The organism is Corallococcus macrosporus (assembly GCF_017302985.1).
Lineage (GTDB): Bacteria > Myxococcota > Myxococcia > Myxococcales > Myxococcaceae > Corallococcus > Corallococcus macrosporus_A.
The window spans coordinates 210847-235336 of record NZ_JAFIMU010000013.1; the positions used below are offsets into that span (position 1 = coordinate 210847).

The 24490-nt window shown below is 70.3% G+C and carries 21 protein-coding genes; 4 read left to right on the plus strand and 17 right to left on the minus strand.

The features are described from left to right. Positions 1–68: 68 nt before the first annotated feature. The 4 genes from JYK02_RS35125 to JYK02_RS35140 form a co-directional block, all read right to left on the minus strand. On the minus strand, positions 69–1937 hold the full coding sequence (locus JYK02_RS35125; protein WP_347402655.1) for a hypothetical protein: 1869 nt from the start codon (positions 1935–1937) through the stop codon (positions 69–71). A 243-nt stretch (positions 1938–2180) separates the two neighbouring features. After that, entirely contained in the window at positions 2181–3131 is a 951-nt protein-coding gene (locus JYK02_RS35130) for a FecR domain-containing protein (protein ID WP_207057296.1), read from the minus strand. 33 nt (positions 3132–3164) lie between these two features. Next, positions 3165–5003 carry a sensor histidine kinase gene (locus JYK02_RS35135; RefSeq protein WP_207057297.1) on the minus strand — a complete coding sequence of 613 codons (1839 nt, stop codon included), beginning with the start codon at positions 5001–5003 and terminating at the stop codon, positions 3165–3167. Then, positions 5000–8338: a response regulator gene (locus tag JYK02_RS35140; RefSeq protein ID WP_207057298.1), complete on the minus strand. Its 3339-nt coding sequence runs from the start codon at positions 8336–8338 to the stop codon at positions 5000–5002. The genes JYK02_RS35135 and JYK02_RS35140 overlap by 4 nt, the downstream gene beginning before the upstream one ends. A 196-nt stretch (positions 8339–8534) precedes the next feature. On the opposite strand from JYK02_RS35140, the gene lexA reads away from it, so the two are divergent. Then, positions 8535–9203 carry a transcriptional repressor LexA gene (gene lexA, locus JYK02_RS35145; protein ID WP_120523468.1) on the plus strand — a complete coding sequence of 223 codons (669 nt, stop codon included), beginning with the start codon at positions 8535–8537 and terminating at the stop codon, positions 9201–9203. A 45-nt stretch (positions 9204–9248) separates the two neighbouring features. Here lexA and JYK02_RS35150 read toward each other — a convergent pair whose 3' ends face one another. The 6 genes from JYK02_RS35150 to JYK02_RS35175 all read right to left on the minus strand — a co-directional run bounded on the left by JYK02_RS35150 (position 9249) and on the right by JYK02_RS35175 (position 14994). Then, on the minus strand, positions 9249–9998 hold the full coding sequence (locus tag JYK02_RS35150) for a hypothetical protein (RefSeq protein WP_207057299.1): 750 nt from the start codon (positions 9996–9998) through the stop codon (positions 9249–9251). Positions 9999–10035: 37 nt separating this feature from the next. Then, positions 10036–10605, minus strand: a complete 570-nt coding sequence (locus JYK02_RS35155) for an imm11 family protein (RefSeq protein ID WP_207057300.1) — start codon at positions 10603–10605, stop codon at positions 10036–10038. Positions 10606–10619: 14 nt separating this feature from the next. Continuing rightward, a complete protein-coding gene (locus tag JYK02_RS35160) occupies positions 10620–11948 on the minus strand; it encodes an AHH domain-containing protein (RefSeq protein ID WP_207057301.1) in 1329 nt (442 codons plus the stop codon). A gap of 2 nt (positions 11949–11950) precedes the next feature. Then, positions 11951–13093: a tetratricopeptide repeat protein gene (locus JYK02_RS35165; protein WP_207057302.1), complete on the minus strand. Its 1143-nt coding sequence runs from the start codon at positions 13091–13093 to the stop codon at positions 11951–11953. Positions 13094–13110: 17 nt separating this feature from the next. Continuing rightward, positions 13111–14148: a hypothetical protein gene (locus JYK02_RS35170; RefSeq protein ID WP_207057303.1), complete on the minus strand. Its 1038-nt coding sequence runs from the start codon at positions 14146–14148 to the stop codon at positions 13111–13113. A gap of 63 nt (positions 14149–14211) precedes the next feature. Then, positions 14212–14994: an SDR family NAD(P)-dependent oxidoreductase gene (locus JYK02_RS35175; protein WP_207057304.1), complete on the minus strand. Its 783-nt coding sequence runs from the start codon at positions 14992–14994 to the stop codon at positions 14212–14214. 111 nt (positions 14995–15105) lie between these two features. Between JYK02_RS35175 and JYK02_RS35180 the strand changes: the two genes are divergently transcribed. Further along, a complete protein-coding gene (locus JYK02_RS35180) occupies positions 15106–16635 on the plus strand; it encodes an acyl--CoA ligase (RefSeq protein WP_207057305.1) in 1530 nt (509 codons plus the stop codon). Beyond that, positions 16632–17642 (plus strand): 2-dehydropantoate 2-reductase, encoded by a 1011-nt coding sequence (locus JYK02_RS35185; protein WP_207057306.1) that lies wholly within the window; start codon positions 16632–16634, stop codon positions 17640–17642. Before JYK02_RS35180 ends, JYK02_RS35185 begins: the two co-directional genes overlap by 4 nt. Here the strand turns inward: JYK02_RS35185 and JYK02_RS35190 are convergent. Genes JYK02_RS35190 through eno form a run of 3 tightly spaced genes read right to left on the minus strand, consistent with a single transcriptional unit; the run spans position 17639 to position 20660 of the window. Then, positions 17639–18523: a M23 family metallopeptidase gene (locus tag JYK02_RS35190; protein WP_347402656.1), complete on the minus strand. Its 885-nt coding sequence runs from the start codon at positions 18521–18523 to the stop codon at positions 17639–17641. The genes JYK02_RS35185 and JYK02_RS35190 overlap by 4 nt on opposite strands. A 44-nt stretch (positions 18524–18567) precedes the next feature. Further along, positions 18568–19359, minus strand: a complete 792-nt coding sequence (gene surE / locus JYK02_RS35195) for a 5'/3'-nucleotidase SurE (protein ID WP_207057308.1) — start codon at positions 19357–19359, stop codon at positions 18568–18570. A 2-nt stretch (positions 19360–19361) separates the two neighbouring features. Then, a complete protein-coding gene (gene eno, locus JYK02_RS35200) occupies positions 19362–20660 on the minus strand; it encodes a phosphopyruvate hydratase (protein ID WP_207057309.1) in 1299 nt (432 codons plus the stop codon). Between the two features lie 80 nt (positions 20661–20740). Between eno and JYK02_RS35205 the strand changes: the two genes are divergently transcribed. Beyond that, positions 20741–21829 (plus strand): ADP-ribosylglycohydrolase family protein, encoded by a 1089-nt coding sequence (locus JYK02_RS35205; RefSeq protein WP_207057310.1) that lies wholly within the window; start codon positions 20741–20743, stop codon positions 21827–21829. A gap of 117 nt (positions 21830–21946) precedes the next feature. Here the strand turns inward: JYK02_RS35205 and JYK02_RS35210 are convergent, their stop codons facing one another. From JYK02_RS35210 to JYK02_RS35225, 4 genes are all read right to left on the minus strand, one after another. After that, positions 21947–22126 carry a hypothetical protein gene (locus tag JYK02_RS35210; RefSeq protein ID WP_120556713.1) on the minus strand — a complete coding sequence of 60 codons (180 nt, stop codon included), beginning with the start codon at positions 22124–22126 and terminating at the stop codon, positions 21947–21949. A 407-nt stretch (positions 22127–22533) separates the two neighbouring features. Next, positions 22534–22959, minus strand: coding sequence for a type II toxin-antitoxin system RatA family toxin (locus tag JYK02_RS35215; protein WP_014396139.1), 426 nt, complete (start codon positions 22957–22959; stop codon positions 22534–22536). 45 nt (positions 22960–23004) lie between these two features. Continuing rightward, positions 23005–23970, minus strand: coding sequence for a class II fructose-bisphosphatase (gene glpX, locus JYK02_RS35220; RefSeq protein ID WP_207057311.1), 966 nt, complete (start codon positions 23968–23970; stop codon positions 23005–23007). Positions 23971–24013: 43 nt separating this feature from the next. Then, positions 24014–24424, minus strand: coding sequence for an acyl-CoA thioesterase (locus JYK02_RS35225; protein ID WP_207057312.1), 411 nt, complete (start codon positions 24422–24424; stop codon positions 24014–24016). Between the last annotated feature and the right edge of the window lie 66 nt (positions 24425–24490).

Sequence of the window (24490 nt, forward strand, 5' to 3'; positions counted from 1 at the left end):
GCATGCAGGTGCCCCGTCCCGGCCGCTCCCGGCCGCTTGCACCTCGCGATGCGCCGGGCGCGGGGACCTCAAGGCCGCACCTCTTCCACCGCCGTCACGCCGGTGCGCACGTCCGCCACGGACACGCTCACGAGCCCCCGGGCACCCCGCACCGTGAAGCGCGTGAGCCCGTCCTGCACCGACTCGTCACTCCGCTCGCCTTCGGACAGCGCGACGTGCACCGGCCGGTCCTTCAGCACCTGGCCGCTCGAGTCCTCCACCCAGCACGTCACCCGCGCGCCCTCCACGCGCACCCGCACGTTGACCGGCAGCGGCGGCGCCAGCTCCACCCGCTTCACGACAGGCTCGGGCACCAGCGGCGGGGACAGCGGGAACACGAGCCGCTGCGCCCCCAGCGAGTACACCGTGACGTCGAGCCCCGGCCACACGCCGTGCGACACGCGCACCTTGGGGGTCCAGATCGAGCCCACGTCCACCGTCCCGTCCTCCCCCGTCACCTTCTCCACGCCGTCCACCCGGAGCGGCTGCCGGGGCACCGGCCATCCCGCGAGGTCCACCACGCCCGCGACCAGCGTCTGCTCCCGCCGCCACACCGCGAGCCGCGCGGGCTCCGTGCCCATCGGACCGTAGGCCCGCACCGTCACGTCCGTGCTCGGCCCGGGCATCTCCTGCGGCGCGGTCCACGGCAGCGTGAAGGTCCCCGGCGGGGACTCCACCGCCGGGCCCACCGTCCCCACGGGTGACGACAGCACCACCTTCGCCTCCGCGCGGGGCTGCCCTGCCGCATCGCGCGCCGTCACCACCACGCGCGCCGTCGTGCCCGCGTGCACCATCGGCTCGGACAGCGACACCGTCACGTCGCGCACGGCACCCTGCACCAGCTGCATCGGCAGCGACTCGCGCGAGCCCGGGCCCCGCTGCGGCCACGCCGCTTCAATGCGCTCATCCTCCGCGAGCGTGCCCGGCGCCGTGTAGCGCCACTCCAGCATGCCGTTCGTATCCCGCTGGGGCCCTTCCAGCCGGCCATGCTTCGCCTTCACCGTGACGCGCGCATCCGCCACGGGGAGCCCCTTCGGATCGCTCGTCGCGCACAACAGCCGGGCCTGGGACACGCCGTCCGCTGGAAGCCGCTGCGGGTTGAGCACGCACGCCAGGCCATCCGTGGGCGGCAGCTGGAGGTCGATGGCGATGCGCTCCACGTGGCCCGAATCGTCCTTCACTTCGCCCCGCGCGATGGGATGGCCCGGAGGCACCACCAGCGGCAGCACGAAGCGTCCGTCCGCGGCCACCGGCACGGGCCCGAAGCGCTTCCCCGCCACCTCCAGCGACACCTCTCCCCCGGGCTCGCTGCGGCCAGGCAGGTTCACCGACGACGCCAGTGGCACCAGCAGTCGCCCATACGTCCCGTGCACCGACTGAGGATGCGGCCACGCGGACAGGGCCACCAGGATGGCCACCTCGGGCAGGCGCGTCGGAGGCAGCACATAGCGCGCGGTGTACGTGCCCGGTCCCGTGTGCTGGAGCCCCTCCACCTGCCCGGTGCTCGCGCGCAGTACGGGGGGCGCGCCGCTGTCGTCCGGAGTGCCGTCCGGCCGCAGCCGCCGCACCGTGAGCGTCGCCTGCTTGTCGCGCCCCTTCACCGGAAGCGCGGGCTCCAGCGACAGCTCCATGTGGCTCGCGGGCGGCCCCACGGCATAGCGGGCCTGGGCCTCCTCGCCGTCGCCCTTCACGCGCACCACCACCTCGCGCACCTTGGGCTTCGGCACCACGACCCAGGTGCGCAGGGGAGGCGCCTCGGGTCCGGGCTTGAGCTCCGCGCCCTCCGCCGTCACCGAGGACGGGGTGAACGCCCCCGGTTGGCCCCCGGCGTTCCGGCGCACCGCCGCGACCGTGAAGCCCTCCGGAGGCACGGGCACGTCCGGGCCGAGCAGCTCCACCGAAGCCGCCCAGACCGGGGCACAGACCAACACCAGCGCGGTGAGCAGGAGACGTTCCAGGGCGTCCCGACTCTACAGGGCCCTCCACCGGGACTGCACCACTTTGCTGCCACTGGCGGCAGGAAGGCGGCCCCCATCGGGGCCGGAGCCGGCGGCCCCTCTCTGCCCCACCCAGGAGGTGGGCCCTCCAGCACAGGACCTGGAGTCCCGCCCGACGGATCAGTGCGGTGGCCCCCGGTGGCCCTACCAGAGCGTCCCGGCATCGACCTCGATCGGGGGTTTCGTGTCCAGGATCAGCTCGCGCTTCTCCTCCTGGGGCGTACCGCCCACCCCCACGGCGGTCACCCGGACGGGGTTGCCGCCTTCCTTGAGGTCGAGGTCGAGCGTGAACCCTCCGTCCGCGTCCGTGGCCACGACAGCGCCGTTCATCATCACCCGGGTCCCCGGCTCCGTGTGGCCGGTCACGACGAGCTTCGCTTCCCGCTGCTTCTTGGCCTTGGGCCAGTCCATCTTCACGAACACGGTGCTGGGGATGGGCGCGGGCTCGGTGGGGGCCTGGCCGGGCCGGACGATGGACCGCTGGCCGGCGCGGACGATGACGAACTTGCCCTCCTTGCCGGTCAGCTTCACGTCACCCTCGCGGGTGCCCACGCTCACGGTGCCCTTGCCGTTGTTGCTCATGGTGAAGGTACCCTGGGAGGTGCTGGCCTCCGCGTCGCCGTTCTTCGCCTTCAGGATGAAGGTGTGGCGGACGTTGGGGCGGCCCCGGACGGTGGCGGTGGCCAGACCGCTGCTCAGGAGCACCTTCGACAGCTCGTTCGACAGCTGCTCCACGGAGATCTCCGTGTCGGACTCCATGCGCAGCTCCACGGATTCGCCGTTGAGCACCACCGCCCAGGATCCGCGGCCGGTGCGCACCACGTCCGTGGGCCGCAACGGCATGTCCTTGCGCGCGGGCTCCCAGGCGCCTTCACCGTGCCGCACCTCCACGTTGCCGTCGAACTGGCTCAGCACCAGCTCCACGACCTTCTTCGCCTCCGCGGCCGCGACGACGGCGCGAGGCGGCGCGGCGGGCGGCAGCGGCGCGGGCGTCTCCCTCAGGAAGACGAACCAACCCACCGGCAGCGCGGCCAGGATGAGCACGAGCCCGACGAGGAACGGCACCTGTCGTTTGCGGGAGGAGGGAGCGGCCATGCGGGGGCCCTAGCTAGCACAACACGGTGGATTCTATGCCCGGGGCAGCACGATGGTGAACCGGGCCCCCTGCCCTGCCTCCGAGCGGACCTCCAGCGTCCCCCCGGCCTCCGTGATGATGCGCCACGCGACGCTCAGGCCCAGGCCCACATTGGACCAGACGTCCTTCGTGGTGAAGAAGGGCTCGAAGATGCGCGGCCGGATGTTCTCCGCGATGCCCTTGCCGGTGTCCTCCACCTCCAGGGTGCACATGCCATCGCGCTCCCCGGTGCGCAGCGTGAGCCGCTTCACGGGTGTCTTCAGCATCGCCGTACGCGCGTTGGACAGCAGCGCCAGCACCACCTGTGACAGGTGCCCGGGGTCCGCCTTCACGCGAGGCACCTCCGCGCTCAGCTCCGTCACCAGGTCGACGCCCTCTCCGCGCGTCTGGTTCTCCGTGAGGCTCAGCGCGTCGCGCACCACCGCGTTCAGGTCCACGGGCCGCAGGTCCGGACGCTCGCGCTGCTGGGAGAAGCGCAGCAGGTTCTGGGTGATGTCCTTGCAGCGCTTGGCGCTCTGTTCAATCTTCCGCAGCGTCTCGAAGTCCGTGTCGTCCGCGCCCCGGTCCAGCAGCAGGAGCTGCACGTTGCCCAGGATGCCGGCCAGCGGGTTGTTGATTTCATGCGCCACGCCCGCGCCCAGCTGGCCCACCGCCGCCAGCTTCTGCGCCTCCACCAGTTGGAGCTGCGCCGCCCGCAGGTCCGCCGTGGCCTCCTCCACCCGGACGCGCAGGTCGTCGTTCCAGCTCATCAGCCGAGCGCGAGACGCCTCCAGCTCCTCGCCCATTCGGTTGAAGGTGGACGCAAGCTCGCTCAATTCGTCGTGGCCCTCCACCGGCAGGCGGCGCTCCAGCTCGCCGCGGCCATAGGCCTCCGCGCCCTGCACCACCTGCGCGAGCCGCCGGTCCAGGCGCCGGGTGAAGAGCGCGCCCAGCGCCAGCAGCACCAGCAGCGCGCCCGCCACGGACGCGAGCACCGTGGTGCGCAGCTCCCGCACCGGCGTCAGCGCCAGGGCCTCGTCCTCGGTCACGACGACGCCCATCTCCAGCGTGTTCACCCAGGCCACGCTCGCCCGGCGCGCGGGGTCCTTCAGCTGGAAGCTGCGCCCGGTGTCCGTCCCCTGCGCGGAGGCCTGCGCCTCGCGCAGCTCCGGCTCCAGCGCAGCCATGCGCCGCGAGGGCTGTGAGCTGGCCAGGATGCGCCCCTCGCTGTCCACCACGTCCAGCTGCTGCCCATCGTCCGCGCGCCGCGCGAGCAGCGCCTCCAGCTGCGTGAAGACGAGCTCCGCGATGGCGTACGGCGCCTCCTCCGAGGCCCCCAGCTTCACCGCCACCGCCACGGCGGCCGCGCCCGAACCCGGGTGCACGTACGCGGTGCCCAGCGCCGCCTGTCCCTTGCCCCCGTCCCGGAACTGCTCCACCGGCACCGCGTTCGCCAGCTGCGGGACGTTCGCGGCGTCGAAGGCGGGGTGGCGCTCGAGCGGCTCGGCGCTCCGGAACACGGCCGGCCCCAGGGGCTTGCCGTGCGCGTCCGCCTGGATGACCGCGCTCACCGTGGTGGACTGGCCGTAGAGGAGCAGCAGCATGCCGCGCACCTCGTCCGGCGTGGCGCGCTCCCAGGGCAACAGCTCCGCGGAGCGGGCCAGGCCGTTGACCACCTCCATCAGGTTCGCCTCCACCGCCTCCGCGGTGGCCGTGGCGAGCGCGCGCTGCTGATCATCGATGCGCTGCGCGAGCGCCTGCTCCGAGCGCGACAACAGCAGGAAACCCACGATGGCCAGGGGCAGCACCGTCGCGGCGAGCATGAAGAGGATGAGCTGCTGGTAGAGCCTCATCCGGTGACGGACCGGACCACGCGCTCTAAGTCGCTGCGCAGGAAGACGGAGCCAGGAATCGCCTTGGCCCGCTTCTTCATGTCCGCGGCCCGGCGCGCCAGCTCCGCGTGGTCATGCGCCACGCCGTCCGTCATCACCGCCACCACGGACACGCTCATGATGGGGAACTGGCGCTTCTCCCCGAAGCGGTCCTCCGCCTCGATGTGGCCGCGCTCCCGGTCGTGCCGGTCGTAGTAGAGCGGGATGATCCGGTCGAACGCTTCGATGGCCCGCTGGCACACGCGGTCCACGGACTCCACGGAGGTGATGAACACGAAGTCGTCGCCGGCCACGTGGCCCAGGAAGTCCCCCGGGGCGCCTTCCTGCTGGAAGATCTCCCGCATGAGGTCGCCCGTCTGGCGCACCACGCCGTCTGCCTTCGCGAAGCCGTAGTAGTCGTTGTAGGCCTTGAGGTTGTCCAGGTCCAGGTAGCAGAACGCGAACGGCTGGCGCGCGCCCAGCCGGCGCTGCACCTCGCGCTCGATGGCGGTGGACCCGGGCAGCTGCGTGGTGGGCGACGAGGACAGCTCCTGCTCCTTGCGCCGCAGCATGCTCTCCACACGCGCGCCCAGCTCCAGCGCGTCGAAGGGCTTGGTGATGTAGTCGTCCCCGCCCAGCTTCAGCGCGCGGACCTTGGACGACGTCTCCGTGCGCGCGGAGATGAAGATGACGGAGATGTGGCCGCTGGCGCGCTCGGCCTTGATCTCCTCCAGGAACGCGAACCCGTCGCCGTCCGGCAGCGTGACGTCCAGCAGCACCGCGTCCGGCCTGCGCTCGCGCAGCGAACGGCGGCCCTCCTCCACGCTGTGCGCGACGCCGACCTCGAAGCCCAGCCCCTCCAGCACCTCGCGGCAGATGAAGGCGATCTTCACGTCGTCGTCCACCACCAGCACGCGCCCGTGCTGCGCCCCGGCCCGCCCGCGCGCCAGCGAGTCCACCGTGGCCAGGAGCTTGTCGCCCGCCAGCGGCCGCACGAGGAACGCGTCCGCGCCGGCCCGGAAGGCGCGCTGGCGCTCGTCGAACGCGGAGGTGAGCAGCAGCGGCGCGCGGCGCGTCTCCGGATCATGCCGCAGGATCTCGGCCAGCCGCAGGCCGTCCACATCCGGCAGCCGCACCGACACCAGCAGCACGTCCGGGTGCATGTTGCGCGCGGCGGACAGCCCCTCCTCCGCGGAGCCCGCCAGGCGCACGCGGTAGCCCCGGGCGCCCAGCAGGGCCTTCATGATGTGGCCCACCTCGGGCTCGCCCTCGATGATGAGCACCTTGCCGCGCGAGTCCGCGCGGATGGGCTGCGGCGACGGCAGCAGCGTGTCCACGGCCGCCTGCGACAGCACGTCCTGGGGCGGCTCCGTGGGCAGCACGGCGATGAAGCGCACGCCGTCGTGCGAGGGCTCGGACCAGATGCGGCCGCCGTGGGCCTCCACGATGTTGCGGCAGATGGGCAGGCCCAGGCCGGTGCCGCGCACGGTGCGGTTCGCCTGCGTGCGGGCCTGCTCGAAGCGGTCGAAGATGCGCTCCAGGCTCTCTTCCGGGATGGGGTCGCCGCTGTTCCAGCAGGACAGCACCACGTAGCCGGGCAGGCTGGACGTGGCGCGCAGCTCCACGCGCACCTCGCCGCCCTCGGGCGTGAACTTCACCGCGTTGTTGAGCAGGTTGTTGAGCACCTGGTTCACGCGGTTGGGGTCCACCATGGCGCGCAGCGGGTGCTGCGGCAGCATGGGGACGACGCGGATGCGCTTCTCCGCGAAGGCGGGCCCGTACTTCTCCACCACGCGCTGGACCAGCTCCTCCAGGTAGATGCGCTCGAAGCTCATCTTCAGCCGGCCCTGCGCGTACTTCGACAGGTCCAGCAGGTCGTCCACGATGCTGTTGAGCTTCTCCGCGGAGTCCTTCGCCAACGACAGGTAGCGGTGCTGCCGCTCGTTGATGTCCCCGGCCATCCGGTTGAGGACCAGGTCCAGCGCGCCGGTGATGGAGGTGAGCGGCGTGCGCAGCTCGTGGCTCACCATGGAGACGAAGGTGTCCTTGCGCTCCTCCAGCCGCTTCTGGTCGGTGATGTCGCGCAAGACCACGCACACGCCGCGCAGGGTGCCGCGCGCGTCGTTGACGGGCGTCACGGTGGTCTGCACGGTGCGGTCGAAGAGCTTCACGTCCTCGCGCAGCACCTGGTGGCCGCTGTACTCCAGGTTGCGCACCAACTGGAACGGCTGGAAGCCCAGGCGCTCCTCCAGGAGGCGGTTGGAGGGGCCCTGCCCTTCCTCCCCCGCGCGCAGGATGCGGCGGGCCGCGGGGTTCATCACCACGATGTCGTTCTTCTCGTCGGTGAGCACCACGCCGTCCGCCATGGACGCGACCATGCGCTCCATGCGGTGGCGGGCCTCTTCCTCCGCGCTGCGCAGGGACTGGATGGCGTCCGCCGTCTGGTTGGCGAGCACGTCCAGGAGCAGCCCGTCGTCCTCCGTGAACGCATCCGCGCGGTGGGAGAACAGCGACAGCATGCCCACGGGCCTCCCCGCGGCGGTGAGGTTCACCGTGAGCTGGTTGGGGTAGACGACGGGGGACGCGGAGTCCTTCGTGGTGGTGCCGGTGACGCGGGTGATGACCCGGTCCTCCGGGAGCGTCAGGCCGCTGCTCTTGCGGTACGCGCCGAGCATGGACTCCTTGACGCCCAGCAGGGCCTCCTCGCCCACGTTGCCCACGCAGCGCAGCCGCAGCGTGGCCCCGCGCTGGCCGTCCGGCGCGATGAGGGCCGCGCCGCAGTCATACGGCAGCACGCGGGCCACGGCGGTGAGCACGCGGTCGATGATGGCGTCGTAGCTGGCCGGGTCGTTCGCGCTGGCGCGGCTGACCTCGTAGAGGACGAAGAGGGCCTCCACCCGCTGGTGCAGCTGGCGGATGAGCTTCTCCTTGTCCTTCTTGAGCTGGGCGAACTCCACCGCGTTCTTCACGGTGATGAGCAGGTCGTTCACGTCCCAGGGCTTGGTGACGTAGCGGTACACCTGGCCCTGGTTGATGGCCGCGATGATGTCCTGCGGATCCGTGTACGCCGTCAGGAGCAGCGTCGTGACTTCGATGCCCTCCGAGCGCGCGGCGTTGACCAGGTCGATGCCGGTCATCTCCGGCATGCGCTGGTCCGTGACGAGGACGTCCACGGGCTCGGTACGCAGGATTTCCAGGGCTGCCTTGCCGTGAGGGGCGGTGAGGACGCGGTAGCGTCGCTGGAACATCCGGTTGAGGATGTCCAGGACGTCAGCCTCGTCATCGACGAAGAGCAGCGTGTGGCGGAGGTCGGACACGGCGGCGCCAAGTGTACGCCGAGATCAACGCGCCTCCTCAAGCTGCGAGAACGACGGGCCCGAGGCAGCACGGCGGGTATGGGTGGGGGTACTGAACAGATTGACTCTACACGTATGTTCAGGGAGCATGGGACACTGAAATTCTGTTGCCCATCACCGCCAGAGCAGGCGGGCGACCGAGCGAAGGAGTGCGGCCATGGAAGAGCTCACGGAGCGCCAGCGCGAAATCCTGACCTTCATCGTGAAGGAGACGGAGGTCCGAGGCTTCCCCCCGACCATCCGGGAGATTGGGGAGCACATGGACATCCGCTCGACCAACGGGGTGAACGACCACCTGAAGGCCCTGGAGCGCAAGGGCTACCTGACCCGCGGCGAGCAGCAGAGCCGCTCGCTGGTGCCCACCAAGCGGGCAAGGCTGCTGTTGGGCCTCGGCATGAAGAGCCGGGAGTCCGGCATGGTGGAGATCCCCCTGCTGGGCAAGGTGGCGGCGGGTGCGCCGGCGCTGGCCCAGGAGCACATGGAGGACTCGGTCAAGATCGACAGCTTCCTGCTGGGCGGGGTGAACGGCCGGGAGGTGTTCGCGCTGAGGGTCAAGGGCCAGTCGATGATCGACGACGGCATCCACGACGGGGACTACCTCTTCGTGAAGAAGACGCCGTCGGCGCAGCCGGGTGAGATCGTCGTGGCGCTCATCGAGGACGAGGCCACGGTGAAGCGTTACTACCCGGAGCAGGACCGCATCCGCTTCCAGCCGGCGAACGCGACGATGCAGCCCATCTACGTGAACCGCTCGGACTTCCGCTCCACGATGATCCTGGGGCAGGTGGTGGGCGTGTACCGGAAGCTGCAGGGCGGCAGGACGTAAGGAGCGGTGACACCGCCCGGGCAGGGTGGGCCCGGGCGGGAGGCCTCAAGGGACGGGGCAGGCCCCGCAGTCGAGCGAGTGGCCGCAGCCGTCCGGCACCACGGTACCGCAGGAGCGCCCCAGCGAGGCGCAGGTCCCGGGTGTGCAGCAGGTGTTGTCCGCGGTGCAGGTCTGCCCCCGGGGACACAGGCCGCAGTCGATGCGGCCGTGGGTGGTTTCCGCGAAGCCACAAGCGATCTGGATGCTGGCGCAGAGTTCGGGCGCGGAGACGCCGTCCATGCGCATGCGCCCGGCGTGCTGCTCCCGGAGTACTTCCAGCGAGAGGTAGGAAGCGACGGGTGCCTCGGCGGGAGGCGTGCGGATGTTCACGCCCCGGTGTCCAGCCGGGGCCAGTGAGCGCTCGGAGGTCAGCCACAGCCCCACTTCGGTGCCGGGCGGTGGCGCCTCGGTGAGGAGCACGAAGTCCCCGCCTTCAAAGTCCTGATACGGAATGGACAGCAGCAGTGCCTGGCTCTCCCCCAGCATCAGCGCGGGTGGCATGAGGGCCGTGGGCATGAACTCCAGCGGACTCAGGCCCCTGAGCCTGATCAACAGCCCCTCGTGGACGGTGGTCGGTTCCTGCGTCGCGCCGCGAAAAACCCCGAAGCCCCGGGTGATGTGCACACGTTCCACCGACGTCACGGTGCCAAGGTCTGAGTTCTGGGAGCGCGGCCAGGCCCGGGGAGCAGGTGGAGGCGGCAACTCCGAGCACGCCAGCATCAGGCCCAGGACCAGCAGACCGCACAGGCGCAGCATGTGTCGTCCCCCTCGGAGCTTCGTGACGCCGTGACAATCAGACTTCAGTGAACCGTATTCCCGTGGCGCGGATGCGCTCCAGGGCGAGCTTGATGTCCTCGGAGACGATGAGGGCGATGGACCATCCCCACGTCCGGAACACCTTCGCATCCCCGACCCGCGTCGGATCAATGCGCAAGCCCTCGACATCGCGATACTGCCCCACCCGATCCGGCCGGCCATCTTGAGGCGTCCACCGGATCACCTCCTCGGATGCTGCGTCATCAATGCAGCGAATGAGCCGGGTCGCCACGAGGATGAAGTGCGGCTCCGCATGCCCCTCGACGTTCACGGACACGAGTTGGATGTCCTGCGCTGCCAGCTCTGAAATAACAACTGCGACCCGCGCACTGACAATGGGCGTACTGAAGCCAGCAAGGGAGAAGTCGAGGGACGTTCCCGGCTGCTCCACGGGAATGCTCAGCGTTTGTTGTGAAGGGACAGGCTGGCCCGCCCTGAACATCCAAGGGTCGTCCACCTCATACCCATGACCATCCAGGGGAATGCCCAGCTCCCATCGTCCTGGGAGGGTGACGTCATCGAGAAGCCGGAAGTAGCGACGTGGCATGGATGGCTCCGGAATCACTCGCTTCGCATGAGCAGCTTGTGGAGGCTTGAGCCTTCCGTGGTGGCCTCTTGCGCCAGCTTCCTGAGTTCGGCGACGAGAAACTCACGGCACTGCTCGATGCTCCGACACCCTCGCGTTGCGTCTTCCAATCGGTCGTAGACGCGCTGATGGTACCGCTGCGAATGGGGGCCGCGATGTCCCGGGACTTCGACGACGTTCTCCGGATCCTTCAGCTCCATCCCGGCCTTCTTGAAGATGCGCTGGAAGCGAGGCGTCCACGGTCCGCCACGCTGCGTGGACACACTGTTCCGCAGGGTCGCCAGGTGGTGCTTCTGGCTGTCACCTCGTGAAGACATGGCGACCGCGTTGGGCGCGAGGGCGATGGTGAAGCCATCCGCGGTCATGGCAACGGACCGCACGCCTCCAATTCCCGCGTAGGCGTAGCCCGCCTGGGCCTCCACCGCGAGCGCCGCCTGCGCGGAGCCCGGGAGCCCCGGTGCCTTCGCCGCGAGCCCCACCGTGTTGCCCAGCGCCGCCGTGGCCAGCATCACGAAGACCCGCGCGGCGTTCTTGCCCAGCACCTTCCCGTAGCCCTCCCCTGCTTCGCGCAGCTCGTCGAACGTCATCGCGCGGTCGGCCTGCTTCACCAACGTCAACCACCCATCCAGCAGCCCCCACACCGTGTCCACGCCCAGGTACGCGATGGCGGTCGCGGTCATCAGCGCCGCGAGGCCCTTGGACACGGGCTCCGGCAACGACCACAGCAGCAGGTACACCGTGACGGAAGCCGTCACCGTGGCCAGCACCGCTCGCGGATTCACCACGCCGCGAAGGGCCTCCGCCGTCTCATCCCACACCGAGTCCATCGCCAGTGCCAGCGCCAGGGAATAGCGGCCGTCGCTTCCAAGAATCGGTCCTTCTTCCAGCAGCGAGAGACAGTCCCGTCCCTGCTTCTTTCGCTCGCACCAGCGCCCATAGGCACGCGTCAGCTCCGCCGACGCATCGTCCAGCAGGTGCAGCTCCCGTGCTTCTGCTTCCCCCAGAGGGCGGATCCGATGCGTGCGCGCTTCATACCCGAACACGCCACTGCGCTCCGGCACGCCGAACAACGCCCGAGCCTCCCGCAGCGGATGCGAGAACGGCCGGACATCCCGCGCGAGCACCGCGACCGTTCTCTCGAACTCATCCGGCTCCAGCTCCGCGTCCTCCAGCGGAGCCTCGTCGTCCACCCGGGGCGTCACGATGACGGGCTCAGCGCTCCCCGTCTCCAGACGCACGACCCGGACCGACGCGCAGCCGGTCAGCAGGAACGACAGCAGCAGGCACAGCCACCCACGACGCATGCCTACGGGCACTTCACCACGCCACCATCCGTCGCCGCCGTGGCCACGCGGGCGCAGGCGGCCTGGACCGTGGCCGTGTCCTTCAGGTCACGCGCGAGCCTCGCGGTGGCCAACTGCAGCTCCGTGTTCTTCGCGTGCCCCGGCTCCGAGCCCAGGCTCGTCAGGATGCGCAGGGCGTCCTGCTTGCGCCCCATCGCCGAGAGCAGGTCCGCGAGTTCCTGCATCTCGCTCACATCCGCCCCCGACACCGTATCCAGGGCCTTCTGCAGCTCCGCTTCCGCCGCCGCGCGGTCATCCACCGTCAGGTGTGCCTTCGCGAGCGCCACGTGGACGACAGCGCGGTCCTTCACCTTCAGCGACTCGGCATAAGCCTTCAGCGCTTCGTCACGCTTGCCCAGCTTGAGCTGGATCTCCGCCACCAGCTCCCACAGCGTCGGGTCCTTGGGCGATTTCTTCGCGGCCTCTTCGTACGCCGCCGCCGCTTCCGTCAACCGGCCCGCGCGCACCTCCGCGTCGCCCAGCGCCGTCAGCACCTCCGGCGTCCGCACGCCCTGCCCCGTCGCCTTGCGCAAGACCCCGAGCACCTCGTCCTGCCGCCCCTGTTTCGTCAGCACGTCCACCGCGCGCACCAGCAGGTCGGACTTCGACGCCTCCGGCGCGGCTTCGGCCGCCAGGGTGAAGTCGCGCACCGCCTCGTCGTGGTCGCCGCGCTCCTCGGCCAGTTCGCCCAGTTGCTCCAGCGCGTTGAAGTCCTTCGGATGCAGCGCCAGCGCCTTCTGCAGCGACTGCCGCGCTTCGTCCTTCTTGCCCAACTGCGCCTGGATGAACCCCAGCCGGCTCCAGTTGGTGGAGCGCTTCGGATCCAATCGCAGCGCGGCCGCGAACTCCTTCTCGGATTCCTCCAGCCGGCTCATCGACAGGAGCACCTCGCCCCTCGCGGCGGGCAGGCGCGGGTCCCCGGGCGCCAGGGCCTTCATCTCGTCGAAGGACTTGAGCGCGGCGTCGAACTTGCCCTGGAGGTACTCCGAGTTGCCCCGGAGGTAGAGCCCCTCCGCCTGGTCCTTCGGATCCATCTTCGGCGTTTCGGTGCAGGCCCCGGAGGCCAGCAGGGCGAGGAGCGGCAGGGCGCGCAGACGCGAGGACATGAGAGGCTCCGGAGGTTTCAGAAGTGGTACGCGATGCCGGCGTTGACGTCGAAATTGAGGCCGTCGCCCGCGCCGTCGTCGGCGAGCCCCAGCACTGCCTGCGCGAGGTTCGTCCCCAGCTCCATCTGGAAGGCCACGTGGCCCACCAGCAGGTACTCCAACCCCACGAAGCCCACCACGGACGGCAGCGGGCCCGTGTTCTGGAAGATGCCGTAGTCGCCGAACGCAAGCTGCACGCCCAGGCCGAAGCCCCAGTAGGGCCGCAGGGTCTTCTCCAGGCGGTGGTAGTGCCGTGCCCCCACGATACTGGGCAGCACGCTGACCTTGCCCTCTTCGGTGCCGCCGGCGCGCACCAGCGAGAAGCCCACCTGGACGAAGCCCTGCCACTCCGGGTGGAACCAGTAGCCCACTTCCAGATCCAGGCCCGGGTTCAACGACGCCAGCTTGTCGATGAAGCTGTTGTTGAAGCGCAGCCCCAGCGTCAGCCCGCCCCCCGGCGACGACGCGACCGCGCCGCCACCCAGGAGCGGCCGCGCGGTGACGACCTCGCCGGGGGACTCGAGCGCGACGCTCAGCTCGTCGGAGACGGCGACGACCGTGCGCAACAGCTCGCCGTCCTCGGAGGCCTCCGCGCGAGGCCGGGCAAGGGTGCGGCCATCCGTCGTGTCCACGAGGCTGGCCGTGAAGAGGTACTGCCCTCCGAAGCGGTCCACGCGGCCCGTGAGCACGTAGCGTGCGCCCGTCAGCGAGGACAGGGCCTGGACGCAGTCCCCCTTCTCGCAAGGGCTGTCGCCCACCAGCTCCTGCTGACGCCCGGCGCCGACCTTCACCTGGAGCTCACGCTGGGACAGCACGCGCAGCCGGGGCGACTCCGCGAGCCGGCCCGCGATGAGCGACGTGATGCCCAGCGCGGCATCCTTCCCCGCCGCGTTGGCCGCCAGGGGCACCACCGCCACCGTGGACGGCGTCACTTCCGCGGCCGGCCCCTCCTGCGCGAGAGCAGGTGACGCGAGCGACACGAGGCACGAGATGAGAAGCCAGGGGGGGCGAAACACGCCCGACACTCTACCCTCCTCCCGGCCCGCGCCCAGGGGTTCCGCGCCCGCTTCCCTGCCCGCTCAGGCCTGCTGGTTGAGCTTCGCCGCGATGAAACGCGCCGCGGCACGGGGGCTGAACCGCAGCGAGAAGGCTGCCAGCCGGTTGAGGACACCGTGGATGGAGAGGACCTGCCCCTTCATCATCGCCGCGTAGGCGTGGTTCGCCACCTCGGGCGCCTCCGCCACGCCGGCCCGTTTGAACAGCCGCGACTCCGCGTTGCCGGCGCGCGCGGTGAACTCCGTCCTGGTAGCGCCCGGGCAGTGGCACGTCACGGTGACGCCGGTGCCCTCCAGCTCGAACGCGAGTGCTTCCGTGAACGACAGCACGAATGCCTTCGTCGCGTAGTACGTGGCCATGTACGGCCCCGGCTGGAAGCCCGCCGTGGACGCGATGTTGAGGATGCGCCCCTGCTTGCGCTCGCGCATGGGCCGCGCGAACAGGTGCGTGAGCTTCAGGAGCGCGGTGCAGTTGACCTCCACCATCTCCGCCTCGCGCCCCAGGTCCTGCTCCAGGAACGCCCCGGAGGAGCCGAACCCCGCGTTGTTGACGAGGAAGTCCACCGCGAGCCCCAGCTCCTGCACGCGCGCGAAGAGCTGCTCGGGCGCGGAGGGCTGTCCCAGGTCCGCCGGCAGCACGTGCGCCTTCACTCCGTGCGCCTGCTCCAACCTGCGGGCCAGCTCCTCCAGCTTCGCCACGCCGCGCGCCACGAGGATGACGTCGTGTCCATCCTTCGCGAACTGCTCCGCGAAGTGAACCCCGAGTCCCGCCGACGCGCCGGTGATGAGCGCCATTTTCCGCGACATGGTGATGCCTCCCGGCAGGCCGATATAGCAGGACGGCCCGCGCACAAAGCGGTTGCCCCCGCGGATCCACGGCCATATTCGGAAGAAGACCCCGAGGACGTGGAGCCCGGCATGGAGCGGATGGACACCCTCGAAGCACTGCTTGCACGCGGACGGGCGGACGACGTGGCGCTCGGTGCGCCCGGCAGGCAGGGCATGACGTACGGCGCCCTGCGGGAGCTCGTCGCGAGGACCCGCGAGCAACTGAACGCGTGGGGCCTGGGACACGGCGACCGCATCGCGCTGGTGTTGCCCAACGGGCCGGAGATGGCGGCGGCCTTCGTCGCCGTGGCCAGCGCCGCGACGACCGCGCCGCTCAATCCGGCCTACCGCTCGGACGAGCTCGCGTTCTACCTGGAGGATCTCCAGGCCCGTGCACTCGTCGTGCTCGAAGGCGCGGAGGGACCGGCCCGCGAGGTCGCGCGCGCACGCGGCCTCCCGCTCATCGAACTGAGCCCGGCGCCGGAGGGCCCCGCGGGGCACTTCACGCTCAAGGCCGGGCCGGAGCTCTCAGGTCCAGCGAACCGTCCCGGCCCCGCCGTCGCGGACGACGTCGCGCTGGTGCTGCACACGTCGGGCACGACGGCGCGGCCCAAGATGGTCCCGCTGACGCACGCGAACCTCTGCGCCTCCGCGCGGCACATCGGCGCGCAGCTGGGGCTGGGGCCCACGGATGCGTGCCTCAACATCATGCCGCTGTTCCACATCCACGGGCTCGTGGCGGCGGTGCTGTCCAGCCTGGGGGCGGGAGGCCGCGTGGTGTGCTCGCCGGGCTTCAACGCCCTGCGCTTCTTCTCCTGGTTCGAGGAGGTCCGCCCCACCTGGTACACGGCCGTCCCCACCATGCATCAGTCCCTGGTGGAGCGAGCCCGCCGCAACACGGACAGCCTGAAGGACCACCGGCTGCGCTTCATCCGGTCCTCCTCCGCGTCGCTGCCACCGCAGGTGATGGAGGAACTGGAGCGCGTCTTCGGCGTGCCCGTCATCGAGAGCTACGGCATGACGGAGGCCGCGCACCAGATGGCCTCCAACCCGCTGCCCCCGCGTCCCCGGTACGCGGGCTCGGTGGGGCTCGCCGCCGGGCCCGAGGTCGCCATCATGGACGACGCGGGCACGCTGCTGCCCCCGGGTGCGCTCGGCGAGGTGGTCATCCGGGGTCCCAACGTCATGTCCGGCTACGTGAACAACCCCGAGGCCAACGCTCGCGCCTTCACCCATGGGTGGTTCCGCACGGGCGACCAGGGCACGCTCGACGCGCAGGGCTATCTGCGCCTCACCGGCAGGCTGAAGGAGCTGATCAATCGCGGCGGTGAGAAGGTCAGCCCGCTGGAGGTGGACACCGTGTTGCTGGATCATCCCGCCGTGCAGCAGGCCGTGACGTTCGCCCTGCCCCACCCGAAGCTCGGCGAGGACGTGGCCGCCGCCGTCGTCCCGCGCGAAGGCCACACGCCCACCGAGCGCGAGCTGCGGGACTTCGTCGCGGCGCGCGTGGCGGACTTCAAGGTGCCCCGCCTCATCGTCCTCCTCGCGGAGCTGCCCAAGGGCCCCACCGGCAAGGTGCAGCGCATCGGGCTCGCGGAGCGGCTGGGGCTCACGTCATGAAGATCGCCATCTTCGGCGCGGGCGCCATCGGCGGGTTCCTCGGCGTCAAGCTGCTCCAGGCTGGCGCGGACGTCACCTTCATCGCGCGAGGCGCCCACCTGGACGCGATGCGCGCGAACGGCGTCACGCTCACCAGCGGCGGTGAGACCGTCACGGTGCGTCCGCATTGCACGGACTCGCCTGACGACGCGGGCCCGCAGGACTACGTGTTCCTCACGCTCAAGGCCCACGCGCTGCCCGCCGCCGCGCCGCGGATTGCCCGGCTGCTGGGCCCGGAGACGGCGCTCGTCACCGGCATCAACGGCGTGCCCTACTGGTACTTCCACGGACTCGAAGGCCCCTACGCGGGCCGCCACATCGAGAGCGTGGATCCGGGCGGCGTGCTCCTGCGCACGCTGCCTCAGGAGCGCGTCATCGCCACGGTGGTGTATCCCGCCGCGGAGGTCGTCTCCCCTGGCGTCATCGTGCACACGTACAACGACCGCGTGACGCTGGGCGAACCGGACGGCAGCAAGAGCCCGCGCGTGCAGGCCCTCTCACAGCTCATGATGAAGGCCGGGCTCAAGTCCCCCGTGCGCCCGCGCATCCGCGATGAAATCTGGGTGAAGCTCTGGGGGAACCTCGCCTTCAACCCGCTGTCGGCGCTCACCGGTGCGACGCTCGACGTCCTGTCCCGCCAGCCGGACCTGCGCGCCGTGGCGCGCGCGATGATGGTGGAGGCACAGGCGGTCGCGGAGACGCTGGGCACCCGCTTCCTCATCGACGTGGACCAACGCATCCAGGGCGCGGGCCAGGTCGGCGCGCACAAGACGTCCATGCTCCAGGACCTGGAGCGCGGGCGCCCCATGGAGATCGACGCGCTGCTGGGCGCCGTGGTGGAGCTGGGCCAGCTCGTGGGCAGGCCCATGCCCACCTGCGAGAACATCCTCGCCCTGGTGCGCGAGCGCGCCCGCAGCGCCGGAAGCTACCCGCCCCGCGCGACGCCTCCGGCGCCCGAGGCGACCTAGTCGTTCGCGGACGGCATCACGCCCAGGTACTCCAGCGGATCCGCCGGCTTGCCGTCCACGCGCACCTCGAAGTGCACGTGCGGGCCGGACGTGCGGCCGGACTCGCCCACCGTGGCGATGACCTGCCCGCGCCGCACCTTCTGCCCCGTCTTCACGCGCAGGTCGCGGTTGTGCGCGTACAGGGTAATCAAGAGCGACGCGTGCTCCACGATGACGATGAGGCCATAGCCCTTCTGCTCGCCCGCGTAGAGGACCGTGCCCTCCTGCGCCGTCTTGATGGGCGTGCCCGCGGGCGCCGCCAGGTCGATGCCGTCGTGCGGCTCCTTGCCCTTCTTGCCGAAGCGGCCGTACAGCACGCCTCGCAACGGCCAGTCGAGCATCCCCTGCGTCGCGAGCCTCGGACGCGACGGCGCGCCTGGACGCCCCGACACCACGCGCGCTCGCGGCGGCTCCTCGCGGCGCGACACCGCCGGCACCGAGCGGCGCGGCGTGGACACCGGCGCCTGCCCCGGCTTGGAGAGCACCAGCTCCGGCTCCTCGTCGGACAGCGGCCCCGGGTCGCCGTACTTCGGCGGCTCGCTGCCCGGAATCATCAGGTCCTGCCCCACCGCCAGCTCGCGCGGGTCCTTGATGCCGTTGGCCCGCGCCAGCTCCTCCACCGTGATGCCGTACGTCTTGGCGATGCGGTACATCGTCTCGCCCGGGGCCACGCGGTGGCGCACCGCCACCAGCTCCGGCTCCTCGTGCGTGGGCCTCAGCGCGAATGACAGCGGCTTGCCGTTGCTCGTCGACTCAGGCCGCACACCGGCCGTGTCCAGCTGGGCGGAGGAAGCGGCCTGGGTGCTCGCGCAGCCGCCGAACAGCGCGGCCGCGAGCAACACCCAGAGCGCCCTTCCCGCTCGGCTGGAGCCGCCCGGCCCCAACCTCAGGCACCGCCGCCCGGACCGTGCCGCTTGAAGCCCTGCAGGTTCCACCCCGACAGCTCGGCGATGCGGCCGTGGTCGGTCATCTCGAAGTGCATCGGCGTCACCGACACGCGCTTCTCGTCGAAGACCGCGTTGCAGTCGCTGCCCGGGATGTCGTGGTGCGCGTACTCCGTGCCGCCAATCCAGTAGTACTTGCGGCCGCGCGGGTCCTCCTTCTCCACGACGTTGTTGCCGTAGGAGTGCCGCCCCTGCTTCGTGATGACGTAGCCGTCCGGCTCCACGCCGCCGGGGATGTTCACGTTGAGGAGCATCCGGGGCGGCAGGGGCCGCGACAGCGCCTCCGTCACCAGCGCCCGCGCGAAGCGGCCCGCCGGCTTGAAGTCGAACGGTCCCCGCGTCACCAGGCTGAACGCGATGGCCGGAATGCCCAGGAACGCGGCCTCCATGGCCGCCGCCACCGTGCCGGAGTACATGACGTCGTCCGCCAGGTTCGCGCCGTGATTGATGCCGGAGACCATGAGCTGGGGACGATTGTCCTTCAGCAAGTGGTTCACCGCCAGATACGAGCAATCCGTGGGGGTGCCGTCCACGGAGAACCACCGCTCGCGCACCTCCTTGATGCGCAGCGGCCGGTGCAGGCTGATGGCATGGGAGGCGGCGCTCTGCTCGCGGTCAGGCGCCACCACCCACACCTCCCCCAGGGGGCTGACCGCCTCCACGAGCGTCTGCAGCCCTTCGGAGAAGTAGCCGTCGTCGTTGGAGACGAGGATGCGGGGGCGCGAAGTGCTCACGGTCACTGCTTCTTCGCGAGCGAGCGGAAGGCGGTGCGGCCCGCGTACCGGGCCCCGGCACCCAGCTCCTCTTCGATGCGCAGGAGCTGGTTGTACTTGGCCACGCGGTCGGAGCGCGACGCCGAGCCCGTCTTGATCTGCCCGCAGTCCAGCGCCACCGCGAGGTCCGCGATGGTGGTGTCCTCGGACTCGCCGGAGCGGTGGCTCATGATGGACGTCATGCCCGCCTTGTGCGCCATGCGCACGGCGTCGAACGTCTCCGTGAGCGAACCAATCTGGTTCACCTTCACCAGGATGGAGTTCGCCGTGCCCGTCTCGATGCCCTTGGACAGGCGCTCCACGTTGGTGACGAAGAGGTCGTCGCCCACGAGCTGCACCTTGTCACCCAGCGCGTCGGTCAGCTTCTTCCAACCCTCCCAGTCATCCTCCGCCATGCCGTCTTCAATGGAGATGATGGGGTACTTCTGGGACAGGCCCCGGTAGTACTCCAGCAGGCCCTGCGAGTCGTACTCCTTGCCCTCGCCCTTGAGCTTGTACTTCTTGGAGCCCTTGTCGAAGAACTCGCTCGCGGCCACGTCCAGCGCCAGGAACAGCTGCTCGCCCGCCTTGAAGCCCGCGGCGTCGATGGCCTCCATGATGAGCTTGAGCGCCTCCTCGTTGGCCGGCAGGTCCGGGGCGTAGCCGCCCTCGTCGCCCACGCCCGTGGCCAGCTTGCGGCCCTTCAGAATCTTCTTGAGCGCGTGGAACACCTCCGCGCCCCAGCGCAGGCCCTCCGCGAACGTCTTGGCGCCGGCGGGCACCACCATGAACTCCTGCACGTCCACGCGGGTGTCCGCGTGCGCGCCGCCGTTGAGGATGTTCATCAGCGGCACGGGCAGCGTGCGCGCCTGCAGGCCGCCCACGTAGCGGTACAGCGGCAGGCCGTGCGCGTCCGCCGCGGCGCGCGCGGTGGCCATGGAGACGGCGAGGATGGAGTTGGCGCCCAGCTTGGACTTGGTGGACGTGCCGTCCAGCTCGATCATCCGCCGGTCCACGGCGACCTGGTCCACGGCGTCCATGCCGATGAGCGCGGGCCCGATGGTGTCGCGCACGTGGTCCACGGCCTTCTGCACGCCCTTGCCCAGGTAGCGGCCCTTGTCGCCGTCACGCAGCTCGTGCGCCTCGTGCTCGCCGGTGGACGCACCGGAGGGCACCGTCGCGCGGCCACGCGAGCCGCCCACGAGCAGCACTTCGGCCTCCACGGTCGGGTTGCCACGGGAATCGAGCACTTCACGCGCCAGGATTTGAGCGATCTCGGTCATAGGCGGCCGTTTCTACGAGGCACGGCCGGAACGGGCAAGCACGCTCGCATGGGCCGCCTGCTACAGTGTCCAGCCGCCGAATGCCTCCTCCTCCCAAGCGTCGCGTCACGGGCCCCGACCCGCTTCCCGGTCAACGCGCCCGGGGTGCCCTGCTGGGCCTCGCCATCGGCAACGCCCTGGCCGTCCCCACCGCGGGGAGGCCCTTCTACGCACCGGCCTTCCCCCAGCTCGCCGAGGGGCCGTACCAGGGCATGCACGGAGGTGGACAGCACGACCTGCGCAAGGGGCAGGTGACGGAGCCCACCCAGCTCGCGGTGGCGCTGGCCCTGAGCCTGCGCGACATGAAGCGCTACGACGCGGGAGACGCGCTCAAGCGCTACCGGGCCTGGCAGCCGCACGCCATCTCCGTCAGCGAGCCCATGAAGGAGCTGTTCCAGGAGTGTGACGCCAGCCTCCCGCCGCAGGTGAAGGACGCCGGCAAGCGCGTCTGGCAGAAGAACTTCCGCCGGCTGGCCCCCGCCGGCGCCCTGCCGCGCGTGGTGCCCCTGGGCGTGCACCTGGCGAAGGACTCCTTCGCCCTGGCGAAGGCCGCGCTGGAGGATACCGCCCTCACCCACTTCGACCCGCGCAGCCAGCTGGCCAGCGCGGGGCTGTGCGCCGCCGTCGCCAAGGCGGTGACGGGCGGGCCGAACCTGAAGGCCGCGGACCTGCTGCCGGCCGCGGAGGTGGGCATCTCCCTGGCGGCCGCCGCCCTGGGGAAGCAGGAGAAGGACTACGTCCAGGAGGTGTCCCAGGCCGCGGCCCTCCTGCGAGAGGACCTGGCCCTGGCGGCCAAGGACGACCCGCAACTCTACGGGCCGGAGCTGCACATGCACCGGCCCGGCAATAACGCGGTGCGTGCCGCGTTCCGGCTGGCCTTCTGGGAGCTGCTTCACGTGCCCACCGCGGAGGCCGCGCTCCTGGACGTCATCCACCGGGGCGGCGACACGGAGGTCCACGCCTCCGTCACCGGGGCGCTGGTGGGCGCCTTCCACGGGGAAGGCGCGCTGCCTGAGGAGTGGCGCGAGAAGGTCCTCCTGGCCCTGCAGCCCTACAACCCCCTCCAGAAAGGGACGGTGCTGTGGGAGGTGTACCACCCGCGGCACCTGCTGCTGCTGGCCCCGGCCTGAGGGCGCCCGGCCCCAACCCCGCAAATGCGAAGCCCGCGGGGGCCGCCGTGTGAGGGACGGCCCAGCCGCGGGCTTGAAGACACGCCGTGGCCGCGGGGCCACGGGTGGGATGGGTCATCAGCCGAGGAGGTCGATGACGACGACGCCTCGGGACGGCTTCTCTTCCTCGGTGTCCGTCCTCCGCTGGGGACGGTCATCGGGTGCGGGCAGTGGGAGCTCCACCACCGGCCGCTCGTAATCCTCGCGGCGAAGCCGCTCGCGGCGCTTGATTTCTTCAATGATGAACGCGTCGAGCATGGGTTCGGTCTCTCCCTCAGCCTACGTACCCCGATGTACGCCCGCCGTCCCGCCCCCTTACCACTTCCACATCTCTTTGATGCAAATTAAGAACCCCGGTTTCTTTCTGGGGACGCCGCCCTGATTCCGCATGGCTGCTCGTCCAGCTCCCGACATCCGGGACAGGGCAACCGTGCCACGGATGTCAGGGAGACGTCCGTGGACGTTCAAAATTCGCCTGATCCTAATGCGTCCGCCGCGCGCCGCAATACGACTCATTTCAGGTGGCCCCCCAGCCCTCGCGCGGCACGGCCCCAGCCGAAAAGGGCCCGCCCGCCCTCCTGCTCCCTTGCACGGCACGGGCCGTGTGGCGGGACAGGCTGGCGGGCGGAAACCTGACGCAAAACGTCAGGCACCGACGCAAAACGTCAGGGCGCTTCCGCGCGGCGCTTGAAGGCCTCCAGCATCTTGGGGAGCTGGGTCTCCGTGAGGGTGTTGATGATGGCCTTGGGGATGAGGGCGCCCAGGGCCATCTCCACGTTGTAGGTGGCGCGCGTCTTGCCCTCGCCCTCGGGCTCCAGCGTCCAGCTGCCCTTGTTGTCCTTCATCACCTCGCCCTCGACGAAGGTCCAGGACATGCGCTTGGGGCGCTCCTCGGTGACGCGGATGGTGTAGCGGATGCGCTTCACCACATCGACCTCGTAGTGCACCTGGACGGTGTTCCCCTGGCGCTGCGAGGTGGAGACCTTCTTCACCTCCGGGAGGAACTCCGCGTAGCGGTCGTAGTTGGTGATGATGTCGAAGACCTTCTCGACGGGGGCGTTGATGGTGATGGTGCGCGTGGCGCCGGCCATGACGGTGTCTCCGGGAGGCGTGAAGGGCTCAGGCTGGGGGACAGCTTACGGCGCGTAGCCCGGCTTCTTGTCGAACTTGTGGATGGACTGGATGAAGCGCACGGTGCCCGTCTTGCTGCGCATGACGACGGAGTGCGTCTCGCAGCCGCCGCCGAAGAAGCGCACGCCCTTGAGGAAGTCGCCGCTCGTCACGCCCGTGGCCGCGAACATCACCTCGCCGCGGGCCAGCTCCTCGGCGGTGTAGATCTTGTGGATGTCGGTGATGCCCATCTTCTTGGCGCGCTCGATTTCGCCCTGGTTGCGCGGCACGAGCCGGCCCTGCAGGTCGCCGCCGGTGGCGCGGATGGCGGCCGCGGCGATGACGCCTTCGGGCGCGCCGCCGATGCCCATGAGCACGTCCACGCCGGAGCCCTCGAAGCAGGTCGCGATGGCGCCCGCCACGTCACCGTCCTCGATGAGGCGCACGCGGGCGCCCGCGGCGCGGACCTCCTTGATGAGGTCGGCGTGGCGCTCGCGGTCCAGGATCATGACCGTGAGGTCCTCCACGTAGAGCTTCATGCGCTCCGCGATGGAGCGCAGGTTCTCCGTGGGGGACTTGGTCAGGTCGATGGCGCCCTTGGCGCGCGGCCCCACGGCGAGCTTCTCCATGTACGTGTCGGGCGCGTTGAGCAGGCCGCCGTGGCTGGACATGGCCACGACGGAGATGGAGCCCGGGCGGCCGTAGGCGCACAGGTTGGTGCCCTCCAGCGGGTCCAGGGCGATGTCCACCTGGGGGGCGCCGTCGTCGCGGGCACCCACGCGCTCACCGATGTAGAGCATGGGCGCCTCGTCGCGCTCGCCCTCGCCGATGACGACCGTGCCGTCGATGTGCAGCGCGTCGAAGGCGCGGCGCATCGCGTCCACGGCGGCCTGGTCGGACTCGTCCTTGTTGCCGCGGCCCATGAGCCGGGCGGAGGCGATGGCCGCCATCTCGGTGACGCGCACGACCTCCATTGCCAGGTTGCGATCCATTTTTCGGGTGCTCCTCGTTCGGGAATTCGGGAAGGGAAAGGGTTCAGGTGTCGGTGTCGTCCGCGGCCTTCAGGCGGGCGATGGCTTCGGGCAGCCGCTGGGGCTTGCCGTCGCGCCCCACGCAGGCGTGCAGGGTGCGGCCGGTGCACAAGAGCGTGGGGGAGTCCCCATCGCGCAGCAGCTCGTAGGTGAACACGAGTGACGCACGGCGCAACTCGTCCAGGGTGGTGCGGATGAGGAGCAGGTCGTCGTAGCGCGCGGAGGCCTTGTAGTGGGCGCTGGCCTCCACCACGGGCAACAGCAGTCCGGTGCTCTCCAGTTCGCGGTAGCTGCCTCCGTGGGCACGGAAGAACTCGCTGCGGGCGAACTCGAAGTAGCGGAAGTAGTTCGCGTAGTAGACGACCCCCATCTGATCCGTGTCGCCGTAGATGACGCGCAGCCGTGCCTCGACCATTGGGCCGCCCATATCAGGGCGGGGTGACGTGTCCAAGCGGTGGCCGCGCATGTTGGTTGCTTCTGT